This is a genomic window from Corynebacterium sp. HMSC075F02 (assembly GCF_001838335.1).
GTDB lineage: Bacteria > Actinomycetota > Actinomycetes > Mycobacteriales > Mycobacteriaceae > Corynebacterium > Corynebacterium jeikeium_D.
The window spans coordinates 21,804-35,800 of sequence record NZ_KV836307.1 but is presented as its reverse complement, the minus strand read 5'-3'; the positions used below and the strand labels follow the sequence as shown (position 1 = coordinate 35,800).

Below are 13,997 nucleotides of genomic sequence, written 5' to 3'. Positions count from 1 at the left end.
GTTTTCGTCGGCGTTTTCGCTCTGTCCACCGAGCGCCTGGCGGTGGGATTCGGGAAGCTGCGGCAGGGCGCCCGTGAGGGCATCGACCAGGTGATGAGGATCAGGCGCCCGAGGAGCTCCCCGTCCGGCACGCCCACGACTCGGCGTAGCGGCCGCCCTTCGCCAGCAATTCATCGTGCGTGCCCCGTTCTGCGACCGTCCCGTCCTCCGAAAGCACGACGATGAGGTCGGCATCGCGAACGGTGTGCAGGCGATGGGCGACGACAATCACGGTGCGATCGCCGCGCAACGCCTCCATCGTGCCGACGATCGCCCGCTCAGTGGCCGCATCCAGCGAGGACGTCGGCTCGTCGAGAAGCACCACCGGGGAATCCTTCAGAAGCGCCCGGGCGATGGCGAGGCGCTGCCGCTCGCCTCCCGACAGCAGCGTCCCCTCCTCCCCCACCGGGGTATCCCACCCGGAAGGCAGCAGCTCCACGATGCGGTCCACCCCGGAACGCCGGGCGGCCTCGCGCAAGCGGTCCCCGTCACCGGGCTCGGAACCGAATCCGGGATCGGCGAAGACCACGTTGTCCCGCACGGACGCGTCGAAAAGGAACGTCTCTTGGAACACCGGGGTCACCAGCGAGTTCACGCCGTCGGTGCCAATCCGAGGCAAGGGTACCCCGCCGATGAGGACCTCCCCCGAGTCCGGATCATGAAAACGCGACAGCAGCCGCATGACCGTCGTCTTGCCCGCCCCCGACGGTCCCACTACGGCAACCAGCGCTCCCTGAGGGGCACGGAAGCTGACGCCGTCGAGAACCTTCTTATCCCCGTACCCGAAGCTCACGTCGCGGAACTCCACGTCATGCCCGTCGGGCAGCTCCGGTGCGGCAGGTTCGGGAAGGGCGGGGATTGCCCGCAGGTCACGCAACGCAGCCAACGTGTTGCGGCCCGCACCGAAACCGCCGGACAACGCTCCCGCCGTGGTGATCGGTCCGGTGAACTGGACGACCACGATGAGCATCGGCGCCAAATGCGCCGGCGCCATCCCGCCCGTCGCGGCGACTGCCACGGCGACTATCACCGCCGCCGTGAACACCGCATGGACGACCGAACCCAGTCGTCCGATGGCCGCCCCCTGCGTCGACGTCGCCTTCGCGAACGCATCGTGTTGGGCCCGGATTGCCTCATCCACCATCGCGTCCGCCGCCGAACCGTCGCCCGCGGCGCGAATCGCCTGCTGGCAGCGGGTGAACTCGATCAGCCTGCCGGAGACGGCAGCGACGGCGTCAGCATGCGCTTCGTCCGACTCCCCGCCGACGCGACCAATGGCCCGGTAGGCGAAGAAGATCACCGGCGCCGACGCGACGAGAACCAAACCGACGCGCCAATCCACCGCCAGAATTCCGAAGGCGATGACGGTCGGCGCAACCGCCGCGGCGATGACAGGCCGCAGGATCACGTGCGGCACGGACGCCGCGAACGCGATACCCGACGATGCCATCTCCGAAAAGCGGCCGGCCGTGGACTTGGTGACGTACCCGAGTGGCAACGTCAGCACGCGTTCGCCCAGAGAACGCAGTAGGGACGACAGTACCGCTGCGGAATTCGCCCTGCCGACCGTCCCCGCGGCGAGAGACAGCACCGCATGGGCGGCCGCGAGGCCGGCGATGACGCCGGTGAAACGCCACGCCGTCGCATCATCTCCCTCGGCCAGAGCCGACAGCAGCGGCAGCAGCGCGACGAACGCCGCTCCCTGAGCCAGCGCGGCAAGCGCGGCCAACGCAATGAGCCACGCCAGCGTCATTCTCGAGCGCCGATCCGTCATCGACCACAAGTCCCGAATCATCGGTTCCCCGCCTTTTCATCGTCTAATTCAGTGCCCCGCGGGGCGGATGGTTCGTCGTCGAGCGCGAACGCGCGCCACAAATCCCGGTAGCGGCCACCGCGCGCAAGCAACTCGTCGTGGGTACCCGCCTCCGCGACCGCTCCCCCGTCGAGAACGAGGATGCGGTCGGCGTTGCGGATCGTGCTCAACCTGTGCGCGATCACAATCACCGTCCGTGAACGGGCCAAACGCTCGATTGCGGACTGGATGAGGGCCTCGGAAGCCGGATCCGCGTAAGCGGTTGCCTCGTCGAAGATGAGCACCGGCGCGTCCGTGACGATCGACCTCGCGATGGCCACGCGCTGCGCCTCACCACCGGAAAAGGTCACGTCGACGTTGACCACCGAATCCAGGCCCTTCGGCAGCGCCGCGATGACCGCATCGAGGTTCGCGAGCTTCGCGGCCGCCATGATTTCGCCGTCGGTGGCGTCTCTCCTGGCCAGCCGGATGTTCTCCCGCAACGGCAGCGTGAGCAACTGCGGATCTTGGAACACCACCGACACCGAGCGGTGCACGTCACGCACGGCGATGTCGCGAAGATCGGCGCCGCCCAGCAGCACCGAGCCTTCAACGGGGTCGTAGAAACGCGCCAACAGCCGGGCGACGGTGGACTTTCCGGAACCGGAGGACCCCACCAGCGCAGTGAGGGTCCCCGGTTCGAACGTCGCGGACATCCCGTCGAGGACCCGCGGCCCATCGCCGTAGGAGAAGACCAGGTTCCGGGCCTCGAGCGCGCCTCCGCGCGCGGGCACCGGATCGGCGGGCTCGACGATCGGCGGCGTGCCCAGCACCTCCGCGATGGACTTCAGGGCAGCGATCCCCGCGATGATGGGTTCGGAGTTCATGGCCACCCGCACGATCGCCGCGGAGAGTCCAAGGCCGAGAACCAGCCCGGCGACGAGCCCCTCCGGTAGGCCGCCCGCGGCGTCCCTCAGAGCGAGGCCGGCCCCGCACACCACTGCGAGGACTGTGATCGGGGACGTCACCACGTCGATGACCCCGAGATAGATGTTCGACTGCCGGGACCAGGCAGACCACGCACGGACGAACGACAGCGCCGCGGCATCGTAGCGACCCGCGCCCTGGTTGGCGCGTCCGAAGGACTTCATCACTGAGATACCTCGCACCAACTCGATGACCGCGGCCGTCACTCCTTCGGAGGCTCGCTCGTAGTCGCGCTGAAGACCGGCTCCGCGCGAAATCATCACGCCCATCAGGGCGAAGGTGACCAGCACCGGGACGACCGCCACCGCCGCAATCCGCCAATCCACCGCAACGAGCGCGATGAGGGAAAGCATGGGAACCAGCACCGCCACCACGGTCTCACCGACGGTGTGGCCCATGAGCTGGTGGATAGCCGCGACGTCCTTCTCAACCGACCCGATGATTCCCGACGAGCGCCGGGCGTCCAGCCAGCCCAGCGGCAACTTCCGGATTTGGGCGACCAGCCGGCGCCGAAGGTGGAGCTGCAGGTCGTTATCCGCCCGGTGCGAGAGCATGCCGGCGGCGCCGTCCGCGGCCATGCGCACCGTTGCGGCGACGACGATGATAGCCACGGCCAACCACGTCCGATGCTCCGGGGCCTCCGGGTACGTCATCGCGATGTCGATGATGCCGACCAGAGAAGCGACGGTAGCCACCGACGACAGGACGGATAACGCGACCACCGCACGCATCCGTGTCCGGATCGGGGCGAGCAGTGACCACGGGCCTACAGTCCCGTCCACGGCGCTCACTTGCCCGCCTCCCCGATTGCGCTTTTCTTCGTGAGAGTACAGAAGTACACCATGCCGGCGTGTGAGGCTCCGCCCAGCTTCAGCCCGTTGGCTTCGGCGAGGTCCTCGAGCTCGCTGTCCCGGAACACCCGGTGGCCCATCTTCGCCATGATGGCCATGTCGACCCGCTCGTTCACGTCGGGATCCTCGGCGAACGTCTGCACGTAAGCGATGCCGTCGTCGGCGAGCAGCCCGGCGACCCTGCCGAGCGCGGCACCCGCATCCTTCATTTGGTGGAGCGCGCCGCACACCCAGATTTCATCGGCCCCGCCGGTCTCTCCCGCGAGCGGCGCGAGGACGTCGGCGACGTGGAATTCCGTCCGGGCCCCGAGCCCTTCGACGGCGGCGGCGTCCATCGGTTCACGCGCATAGCGGCTGAGGAACCTCGGCTGGACCTTGTCCTGGTAGGCCGCGAGGAGTCTGCGGTTGTTCTGGACGATCTGGGCAATCGACCTCATCTGGTTCTGTCTCCGGGGTGTGTGGGCCGCGTCCACGCGGCGGTTTCGGGTTAGGTGCTCGGGTTCGCGGGCCGTCGTCGGCGGCGATGCCCCCGTGGACGTGCCCGTCATGCAGACTCCCCCGGCCTCGTTTTCACGGCGATGCCCCACGCCGCGAGCACGGCGATGCCTAAGAACCAGGCCGCGCAGACCACCAGACCCGCAGCCCCGGTGCCGTTGACGGCCTCGCCGGCCGCGGATACGGGGGTGTGCCCGGCGATTCCGCGCAGGAGAGGACGGAAGTGGTCGGCGGGCATGAGCACCGTGTTGACGAACATCGCAACGATGATTAACGGGATGAGGGCCACGGAGCCCTGGGGGCTGGTGATGGAGAACGCGATGTACGTGCCGGTGCATGCGGCCGCCGCGGCAACCATCGCGCCGGTCATCGCGATCCTCCACCACCAGGACGCCTCAGGGGGGCTGTCGGAAAGCAAGGCGGCCACCGCCACGACGACGGCCGTCATCGCCATGATCCGGATAAACTCGGCGATGATCCGTGCGGCCGGCACGGCCGCGTACGGCGCCGGCATGGTGATCAACCGCTCGTGGAGGCCATTGCTGCGTTCAACGAACACGGTGGACGATCCCGTGATGGCCAGGATGAATGCCCACGCCGTCACGACCAGGATGACCGCGTTCGGGAGTTCGAACTCTCCGGTGAGCTGCCTGACCAGGCCACCGAACATGCGGTTGACGATGAACAGGTACACGAGCGGAGCAATGAACGTCATGAACCAGAAGTCGGGGCGCCGCAGCCAAATGTGGGCAATGCGCCGCAGATGCACGAAGATGGGGCCGATCATGATTCGCTCCTCGAGGTGAACCGGCGGATGAACAGGACGATTCCGGCGACCGCCGCGACACCGAGCCACAGGGCGGCATCTTCCCCGGCGCGATCCGGGAAGGCGTCCGGGGACGCCGCCCTAATCACCTCGATCACCGGCGAAAAAGGCATGTGGCGCACGACGTCGCGAAGGGAGCCGTCCAAAGCGGTCGCCGGAATGAACGCGGTGGAGAACATGAGCAGCAGCATTTCCAGCGCCTGGATCGATGAGGCCGTCGACACCGGGGCGGGCACCATCAGGATCACCCCGTCCGTGACCAGGGACAGGACCGCCGCGGCGAGCAGCGACCACAGGACAGTCCACGCGACGTCACCGATAGCCATGTCGAGGCCGCAGGACCACGCGACGACCAGCAGCGCCGCGATCGACGCGGACATCCGCAGCACATCGGTGGCGAGCCTGCCGGCGACATAGCCGCCTGTGGCCCCGGGCAACACGCGCACGCGGTCAACGAGCCCGGACTCGACGTCCTGTCCCACCGCCATCGCCGACGCCGCGGCGGTGAACATCGCCGCCTGGAACAGGCAGCCGCCGAGCACGAAACGCAGGTACCCGAAGCCGGATTGCCCCGCCGAGTACCCAAACACCGCGTACAGGCACAGCAGGAAGAGCGGCGGAACTACGAACATGGAGATCAGCGACGCGGTGTTGCGTCGCAACAGCAGCAGATCCCGACGGAGAAACGCCGCGACCGACGTCGCACTCATCGCGCCGCACCCCCTGCGTTCATCGATATGAACACCTCGTTGAGGGTGGGCGGCGACACGCTCAGCGAATCCGGCGACGCTTCCGAGGCCTCCATCGCCTGCGCCACCGCCTCGAGGACCCGCGGTCCGGGGTCGACGTCGAGGGACACCGACTTCCCCGCGACGCGGGCGCCGTCCAGGCACGTTCCCCCGAGGCAGCGGGCGAACGCCTCCGCCTCGGCGGCGGTGGCAAAGGACACGCGGAGCACGTGCGACCCGAAGTCGCGGCGCAATTCCTCCGGCGTTCCGCTGGCGACGATGCGGCGATCCTTGAGCAGATGGACGTGGTCTGCCAGCGCCTCCGCCTCTTCCAGGTACTGGGTGGTCAGCACCAGGGTCATTCCGTCGTCCCGCAGTTGCCGGATGAAGCCCCACAGCTCTTCGCGGCTGACCGGGTCCAGCCCCGTCGTGGGTTCGTCGAGGAACAGCAGCCTGGGCACGACGCACAGCGACGCGGCGATGTCGAGGCGGCGCCGCATGCCACCCGAATAGGCCGACGCCAGCGTCGAGGCACTGTCCGCGAGCGAGAATTGCGCGAGCAGTTCCGTCGCGCGGGCGGCCGCGGCGGCGCGGTCGAGTCCGCGCAGCCGCCCGAAGAACTCCAGGTTCTCCCGGCCGGTGAGGTTCTCGTCGATCGCCGCGAATTGGCCGGTGGTGGCAATGTCAGCGCGCACGCCCGCCGGGTCCTCTTTCACATCGCGCGAGAAGATGCTCACCTCGCCGGAGTCGGCGGTGATGAGCGTCGACAGGATTCGGATGAGGGTGGTCTTGCCTGCACCGTTGTGGCCGAGGAACGACACGATCGCCCCGGTGGGCACGGTGAAACTCACGCCGTCGAGCACATGCTTGCGCATCCGGGCACCGCGCTTTCCCTTGCGGCCGCCGGCCGGCGGGGCACCTGCCCCGCCTTCGGGCGGGGTGCCCGCTTTGCCCGCAATCGGGTAGCTCTTCGTGAGGTCGCGGACGACAATCGCCGCACCTCGTTCAGCTTGATCCGTCATCGTTTCCCCTTTCCTTTGGTATCGCAGTGGGCCGCTGTCGGCAGCGGCCCCGTGGTCGGGTTGTCATGCGGCACCTCGATATGGATGCCCGCATCGCGGGCGAAGGCGAGGACCGGTTCGAGGAGCCGGGGGTGGCCGACGAGATCCCGGCACCCCGGCGCGACCGGCTTCCCCGCGACCGCCACAACGGTGGCGGCAGCAATCGCCGCGGTCATTTTGTAGGAACCCGGGCCGGTCGCCCGGACGACGGTCGTTTCGGCCGGTGCCTGGTCACGGCCTCGAACCACCTCGGGGGATCGGCGACCACCTCGGAAACCGGCAGCAACACCTGGTCGTAACCACAAAAAAGGGCGTAGACGTGGAAGCCGATCAGCGAAAGGTTGTGGGTCAAAGGTAGCCACGTGAGCATCTTGTTCTCGTACCGGTGTGCGTGGCGTGGGATCGTCGCGCGCAGACCGTTCAGCACGGACTCGTTGGTTACGATGACGCCCTTTGGCGATCCCGTGGGGCCGGACGAAAACTGGATAAGGGCTTCGCCGGCCGTCCCACCTCGCACCGGGAACGCGGGGACCGCCCCGGAGCCATCCCCGGAATCCACGTCCCCCGCCTGAGAGAAGTCCGATTCAGCATCACCCGGCATCGCCGCACCCGGTTCCGCGGCAGCGTCATTGACGATGGACACGTCGAGCAGCCGGTCCTCGCCCACGACCACGGCACCGTTTGCGCCGGTGAGCAGCGTGTGACTGCGTTCGTCGACCAGGATCGGGGCCCCGGGCATCATGTCCGAGAGCGTCCGCACCCTGTCGACGTCAACCGGGCCCGCCACCGCCTCCGCATGGACCCGGCCATACGGGACGAAGACGTCCCGCCGATTCTCGACGAAGGTGATCCCCTTTTTCGTCTCATCGGCCTTGTCCCGAAGCACGTCGCTGATGGTCCGGATCGTGTTCATTGGTACCTCTTTCGGTTGTCGGCGCCATGCCGGTGCCGGGCGGACCGGGCCGCATGGCGTGACCCGGCGGATGTGTCTGAAGGGTTGAAAGGGTGACGAAACTGGGTGGGGCGCGTCTCCGCACAAGCTCGGAAACGCTCGCGGGCCCGGGACCCGCCGGTTCCGGGTGCCCGTCAAGTCACTGCGGACACCAGGGCGGCGACGAAGGCCGCGGCGGACGCTGCGGCCACGAACCCGTCACGCACTCGCCAGGGGTAATCGGTGCGGAAGGTGCGCCGCGGATGGCGGCCGAAGTTGCGCATCGCCAGGGTCAGGGACAGCTTTTCGGCGCAGCGCACGGCGCTGACGAACAGGGGAAAGGCGATGCGCGCGGGCGTCGTCGCGCGGATGAAGCCGGAGCGGAAAGACTGCCCCGGTCGCATTGAGCGCAATCTAATCGCCCATGTCAGATGGGGGATTTCGCTGCGCAGGAACGCCGCGATGCTCACCCCGGAAATCGCTATGGTGCACCATGTGTAGGGCACCCGGAGGCGTTGCACCATGGCGTCGAAAAGCTCCTCGACGCGCATGCACGCGGAGACCAGGACCGTCCCCGCGAACACGGCCGTCAGCAGCAGTCCGTGATGGATGCCGTGGCGGACGGCCTCCGCCGCATCCCCACCTCCGTAGAACTCGGAGCGCCACCCGAGCAGGCCGAAGAACACCCCGATTAACAGGACGAGAAGGACCTTCCCCGCCGTCGCCCGAACGTCGCGTTCCGCGATCGCAGCGAGTGCGAGGAACGCGACCACCGTCAGGGCGAGAACGGCGTCTCCGCCGTAGAGCAGCCCGGCGACGAGGACGAGCATCACCGCCGCGACAATCGTGATGGCGTTCAACCCCGCGCGCCTTCGAGCGGCGGATCCACTGGTCCAGGGGCTTTCGTCCAAGGACGTCCGTGCGCCGGCCGCGGGCAGTGCACGATCCCGCCGGGACGACTCCGGGGAAGCCGGCACGTCGGCTGCGGGACCGGACCAGGCGACCTTCCCTTCGGCGACGATGCTCGCCCGATCCGCCCACGTTCGCGCGGCACGGCGGTCGTGGCACGTGAACACAACGGTTCCGCCGGCCCCGGCGTATTCCGCTAGGGCATCCAGTACGATGCGCGAGCTCGGCGAATCCAGGTGCGCCAACGGCTCGTCGAGAAGCAGCAAACGGCGATTGGCCGCCACCGCCAGGAAGATGCCCAACCGTCTTTTCTGTCCGCCCGACAGGACGAACGGCGAGACGGGGTCAAGTGCCCGGGGGCACAGGGCTTCCCGCAGTTTCCGCAGCTCATCGGCGCCGAGTGGTCCGTGCGGGTCCGTGCCGGCCAGCGCGGAGTCGATTTCCGCGGCGACGGTCGCGCGGGTGAACTGGTGCTCGGGGTTCTGGAACGCCAACGACGCGAAGGCGTCGGGCACGCGCCGGGCGGACGCGCCGTCAATCCGGAGGTCCGCTCCCGCCGTCATCTGGCCCGACAGCACCGCCAGCAAGGTGGACTTACCGGCTCCGTTGGCACCGACTAGGGCATGAATCTCGCCCCGTTCCAGTGTCAGATCGGCCCCGTTCAGGATCCTCTCCCCGCCTCGGGCCACGTGGGTTCCGGTCAAGGCCAGCAGTGGAACGGCATCCGCCTCCGATTCCGGATCGGGACGGTCCGGCGCCCCCGTGCCCGGCGTACTGGCGTCCGGCGTTCCGGCGGTCGCGGCCGTCGTCGCAATGCCCTTCACCGCGATGCCATCCGGCGCTCCGTGGGCGGCGACGCTCCCGTCCGCATCGAGGACCGTCACCGTGTCGACCCACCCGTCGAACGGGCGGAGGTCGTGCTCGATGAGCAGGATAACGCGCCCCGGGGCCCGCAAATCACGGATGGCGGCGAACAGCGACCGGCGACCGTCCTCGTCGACGTGGGCCGCGGGCTCGTCGAAGATCATGACCTCCGGCGCCCTGGCCACCGCACCGGCGATGGCCATCCGCTGGCGTTGCCCGCCCGACAAAGCCCACGGATCCTTCTCCGCGAGCTCTGACAGCCCGACCTCCGATAGAGCCTCGGCTGATCGCTTGGCGACGATACCGGCTTCCACGAGGGAAAACTCGAGGGCCATGGCCACGTCATCGACGACTCGGAGCGTGAGCACCTGCGTCGCCGGGTCTTGCCCGACGAAGGTGACCCGGTCCCCGTCCACGGGGCGTTCGGTGCCGTCGGCATCGATGATGTGCACGAATCCGGCATGGTCGATGGGGATGTGCGAGGGGATCAGTCCAGCGATGAGGTGGGCCAGGCTCGTCTTTCCGCATCCCACGGGTCCCGTGATGGCGTTGATCGTGCCGAAATCGAAGGAGAGATCCACCATGTCGGGTGCCCATCGCCCATCGGCGTGCCGCACACCTGCACCACTAACCCGTAACCGGGCCGGGGCCGTCCCGCGTGTCGCACCGGCGCACGCGGGTGCTCCGCCGGTCACCGGGTGACCCCGCGGCTGCGAAGCCCCTTTGCGACGGCAAAGCCCAGGACCAAAAACACCAAGCTCGATGCCAAGGCTACGGCGAAGCTGATCAGGGTCATGGGCGTGGTCGGCGAGTCGACGCCGACTGCGCGCGGGGCCATCGTTCCCATCAGCGCGGAGAACAACATCGCCGAGGCCACGAACTGGGGACGCGTCCACCGCCGGTACAGGGTGACCATGAACGGAAGCTCGATGAGCAATCCTTCCATAATCAGCGCCCCGATTGCGGCGACGCCGAACGGGGTGGTCGCCGCGGACACGACGCCCATGGCAAGGCACGCGATGAGGCTCGCGCCAAGCTTGCGGACGACGATGAGGGGAACAACGCACTGCAGGAACCACAACCCGAGCGTCGCCGCGACGAGATAAACGTGGGCGATGCCGGCGAACACCTGCAGGTAGGTCAGGGGCACGATGATGAGAGACCCCGCAACGCCGATCGCGGCGGCGACGAGCATGTCGCGGGTGGATGGTCGGCCACCCGCTGCGACCGGTGCGACGTGCACCAACCGCCCGTCATCCGTCTGCGACGCCACCGCGTCCCCGACTCCCTCTCCGGAGAGGGGCTCTCCGGTCGATCCACGTTTTCCGTTCATCGTCGCCGCCTCGCTTCCGTTGCCGGTTCCCGATCGGGAACACCACCTAAAACAGCCTTAGGTTAGGCAATGCTTATCGCCTTACGCAAGGCTAAATTCACTGAAATTACCCCCTCCCCCGTTACCACGATGGTGCCCCCTCACGGGGCGCGGTCACCGGGCCCGGCATGGCTTATCTGCGTGAACATTTCCATAATCCGGGGATATTGCCACCGGACACCGGGGACAACCGCTGACAGCTAATAGGGACACGGACCAAACAGAGGTCTCGTCGTAACGTGGGTGCCTGCAACGGATGTCCAAGACACCTGTGACCAGCCGCAACAGAAGGGCACCACCATGGAACCGTCCACAAAACCCGACATCATCATCGGCCTCGACGTCGGCAAAACCGACCACCATGCCTGCGCGCTGACCAACACCGGCGAGAGAATTTACGACAAACCACTGCCCCAAGACGAAGCCGCACGGCGCGAAATCTTCGCGTCCATGCAGGCCCACGGCAGCGTTCTCATGGTCGTCGATCAACCCAACACGATCGGCGCCCTGCCCATCGCCGTGGCCCGCGACTGCGGCTGCACGGTCGGAGACCTCCCCGACCTAGCCATGCGAAAAGCAGCCGATCTCTACCCTGGACGATCAAAAACCGTCCGCCGGGCTGCATTCATCATCGCCGACACCGCCCGCACCATGCCGCACACACTGCGGGCAGTCGACCGCGACGACGAGATACTAGCAGCGCTGAAGACGCTCGCCGGATTCCACGACGACATCACCAAAGACGCCACCCGAACGAAAAACCGCCTTCGCAGCGTGCTCACACAGATTCACCCCGCACTCGAGCGCGTCTTTGCAGGCGAGATTCTCTCCCGCACGCTGGTGCTGGACTCGCTCATCCACTACGAAGGTCCGACAAAACTGGCCGCCGCAGGTCGAGGCCGGGTCCTGAAGTGGATACGCAACCGCGCCAAGAAGGACCCTGCTGCCCTGGTTGACGCAATTTTCGCCGCCCTTGCCGAGCAAACTGTCACGGTACCCGACACTGCGGCAGCAGAATTGGTCATTCCCCAGCTGGCGGCGAACATCAAAGCGCTTCAAGCACAGCGCGACACGATCGCCGGGCAAGTCGAGGAGATGCTCGAATCGTTCCCTCTTGCCCAGGTCTTGATGTCGATGCCCGGCGTAGGCATCACGACTGCCTCTAACATCTTGTTGTCCATCGGCGATTGCCAGGACTTCGCCGACGCCGCGCACTTGGCCGCTTACGCCGGCATCACACCGACCACCCGGCAGTCGGGTACGTCGGTCCGCGGCGAGTTTCCCACCAGGACCGGCAATAAACAGTTGAAAAACGCAATGTTTCGATCGGCGTGGATCGCGTCGCACTGCCATCCCGCATCGCGCGACTACTACCTGCGTAAACGGGCTGAAGGACAGAAGCACAATGCCGCGGTAATGTGGCTTGCCCGGAGCCACTGCAACGTCATCTATCCCCTACCGCCCCGGCCCATGCATCCGCGCCGAAGCCGCGCAGAACCACGTCCACCAGCGGTAGGCGATAGCGGCCTCCCGCACCGAAAGCTCCGTCCCCCCTCCCCTGCCCTCCCCATCGCCTCAACCCCCGTGGTTTAGGAGGGGGAAGAGGGCGTTCGAGGGCTCAACAGCTCAAGCCCAGGACCGCCGACTTACAGCTCGTCGATGTGCTTGCGCTTCGGGTAGACGCGCGGGCGAGCACCGGCAATCTCCTCAGCAATGCGGATGACCTGGTTGGAGTAACCGAACTCGTTGTCGTACCAGACGTAGAGCACTAGGTGCTTACCGTTGGCGATGGTAGCCAGACCATCGACGATGCCAGCGTGGGTGGAACCAACGAAGTCGGTGGAGACCACTTCTGGTGAGTGGATGTAGTCAATCTGCTGGCGCAGGACGGACTTCAGGGAAACTTCGCGCAGGTAGTTGTTAACCTCGTCGCGGTCGACCTCAGTGTCCAGAGTCAGGTTCAGCACCGCCATGGAAACGTCCGGGGTGGGAACGCGGATGGCGTTACCGGTCAGCTTGCCCTCAAACTCCGGCAGAGCCTTGGCGACGGCCTTTGCGGCACCAGTCTCAGTGAGAACCATGTTCAGGGTGGCTGCGCGACCACGGCGGGAACCCTTGTGGAAGTTGTCAATCAGGTTCTGGTCATTGGTGAAGGAGTGAACAGTCTCGACGTGACCGAACTCGACGCCCCACTTGTCATTGACGACCTTCAGCACCGGGGTGATGCCGTTGGTAGTACAGGAAGCTGCCGACAAAATATTGTCAGAGTCCTCGATGATGCTGTGGTTAATTCCGTAGACGATGTTCTTTACATCGCCCTTGCCCGGCGCGGTGAGCAGAACCTTGGAAACTCCCTTGGACTGAAGGTGCTGCGACAGTCCCTCACGGTCACGCCAACGACCGGTGTTGTCAATGACAATCGCATCGTTAATGTCGTAGGCGGTGTAGTCAACAGTAGCCGGATCATTGGAGTAAATGACCTGGATCGGGGTGCCGTTTGCCCAAATAATGTTGTTTTCGCGGTCAACCGAGATGGTGCCGTCGAATGCACCGTGGACGGAGTCACGGCGCAGCAGCGAAGCACGCTTGACGATGTCGTCCTCACCATTCTGGCGAACCACAATCGCGCGCAGGCGCGGGCCGTTGAACAGTGCCTCACGAGCCAGCAGAATGCGGGCCAGCAGACGACCGATACGTCCGAAACCGTAGAGGACAATGTCGGTCTTCGGGGTGTGAGTCCCGGCACCGATAACCTCGGCAAGCTCACGCTCGAGGAATGCGCGCAGATCGCCGCCTTCCTCTTCGAAGCTGGTAGCCAGGGCGCCCAGGTCAATGGAGGCGGTGCCGAGATCCATCTTCACCAGTTCCTGCAGAATCGGCAGAGTCTGGCTCAGAGGCAGCTCCTGCGAGGTGATGCGACGGGCGTAGCGGTGCGACTTAATGATGCCGGTCTCGGTAACGTTTTCCAGTCGGCGGCCGAAGATTGAAGTCACGACATCATTGTTGCGGCGCAGTTGTCCCAGGAGGGGGATCATCTGCTCTGCAAGGCTGATGCGCTCATTCCAGTCATTGCGCTTGATGGGGGCCGAATCCGACATAAATCCTCCTGGCTTAAATGAGTATGAGTTCCCCCTCAAAATAC

At 66.3% G+C, this 13,997-nt stretch carries 11 protein-coding genes and 1 pseudogene; 1 reads left to right on the top strand and 11 read right to left on the bottom strand.

From position 1 onward, the window contains the following. Positions 1-100: 100 nt before the first annotated feature. The 10 genes from HMPREF2920_RS02595 to HMPREF2920_RS02550 all read right to left on the bottom strand — a co-directional run bounded on the left by HMPREF2920_RS02595 (position 101) and on the right by HMPREF2920_RS02550 (position 10,756). Complete coding sequence (locus HMPREF2920_RS02595; protein WP_016423209.1) at positions 101-1,834, bottom strand: ABC transporter ATP-binding protein; 1,734 nt, start codon at positions 1,832-1,834, stop codon at positions 101-103. Next, positions 1,831-3,609, bottom strand: coding sequence for an ABC transporter ATP-binding protein (locus HMPREF2920_RS02590; RefSeq protein WP_049172230.1), 1,779 nt, complete (start codon positions 3,607-3,609; stop codon positions 1,831-1,833). Before HMPREF2920_RS02590 ends, HMPREF2920_RS02595 begins: the two co-directional genes overlap by 4 nt. Beyond that, entirely contained in the window at positions 3,606-4,217 is a 612-nt protein-coding gene (locus tag HMPREF2920_RS02585; RefSeq protein ID WP_246816231.1) for a class I SAM-dependent methyltransferase, read from the bottom strand. The genes HMPREF2920_RS02590 and HMPREF2920_RS02585 overlap by 4 nt, the downstream gene beginning before the upstream one ends. Further along, on the bottom strand, positions 4,214-4,951 hold the full coding sequence (locus HMPREF2920_RS02580; protein ID WP_070438221.1) for an ABC transporter permease: 738 nt from the start codon (positions 4,949-4,951) through the stop codon (positions 4,214-4,216). Before HMPREF2920_RS02580 ends, HMPREF2920_RS02585 begins: the two co-directional genes overlap by 4 nt. After that, complete coding sequence (locus tag HMPREF2920_RS02575) at positions 4,948-5,700, bottom strand: ABC transporter permease (protein ID WP_070600931.1); 753 nt, start codon at positions 5,698-5,700, stop codon at positions 4,948-4,950. Before HMPREF2920_RS02575 ends, HMPREF2920_RS02580 begins: the two co-directional genes overlap by 4 nt. Further along, the gene (locus HMPREF2920_RS02570) at positions 5,697-6,740 is read right to left on the bottom strand and encodes an ABC transporter ATP-binding protein (RefSeq protein ID WP_070438215.1); all 1,044 of its coding nucleotides are present in this window, start codon (positions 6,738-6,740) and stop codon (positions 5,697-5,699) included. The genes HMPREF2920_RS02575 and HMPREF2920_RS02570 overlap by 4 nt, the downstream gene beginning before the upstream one ends. Beyond that, on the bottom strand, positions 6,737-6,955 hold the full coding sequence (locus HMPREF2920_RS02565; RefSeq protein WP_224783744.1) for a hypothetical protein: 219 nt from the start codon (positions 6,953-6,955) through the stop codon (positions 6,737-6,739). The genes HMPREF2920_RS02570 and HMPREF2920_RS02565 overlap by 4 nt, the downstream gene beginning before the upstream one ends. After that, positions 6,952-7,692 carry an AMP-binding protein gene (locus HMPREF2920_RS02560; protein ID WP_070600932.1) on the bottom strand — a complete coding sequence of 247 codons (741 nt, stop codon included), beginning with the start codon at positions 7,690-7,692 and terminating at the stop codon, positions 6,952-6,954. Before HMPREF2920_RS02560 ends, HMPREF2920_RS02565 begins: the two co-directional genes overlap by 4 nt. A 173-nt stretch (positions 7,693-7,865) precedes the next feature. Further along, complete coding sequence (locus HMPREF2920_RS02555; protein ID WP_224783743.1) at positions 7,866-10,067, bottom strand: ATP-binding cassette domain-containing protein; 2,202 nt, start codon at positions 10,065-10,067, stop codon at positions 7,866-7,868. A 107-nt stretch (positions 10,068-10,174) separates the two neighbouring features. Then, positions 10,175-10,756 carry an ECF transporter S component gene (locus HMPREF2920_RS02550; RefSeq protein ID WP_224783742.1) on the bottom strand — a complete coding sequence of 194 codons (582 nt, stop codon included), beginning with the start codon at positions 10,754-10,756 and terminating at the stop codon, positions 10,175-10,177. A gap of 399 nt (positions 10,757-11,155) precedes the next feature. Between HMPREF2920_RS02550 and HMPREF2920_RS02545 the strand changes: the two are divergent. Next, positions 11,156-12,313 (top strand): annotated as a pseudogene (locus tag HMPREF2920_RS02545) (IS110 family transposase); the annotation flags it as partial. Positions 12,314-12,501: 188 nt separating this feature from the next. On the opposite strand, the gene HMPREF2920_RS02540 reads toward HMPREF2920_RS02545, so the two are convergent. Continuing rightward, positions 12,502-13,953 carry a glyceraldehyde-3-phosphate dehydrogenase gene (locus tag HMPREF2920_RS02540; RefSeq protein WP_049189550.1) on the bottom strand — a complete coding sequence of 484 codons (1,452 nt, stop codon included), beginning with the start codon at positions 13,951-13,953 and terminating at the stop codon, positions 12,502-12,504. Between the last annotated feature and the right edge of the window lie 44 nt (positions 13,954-13,997).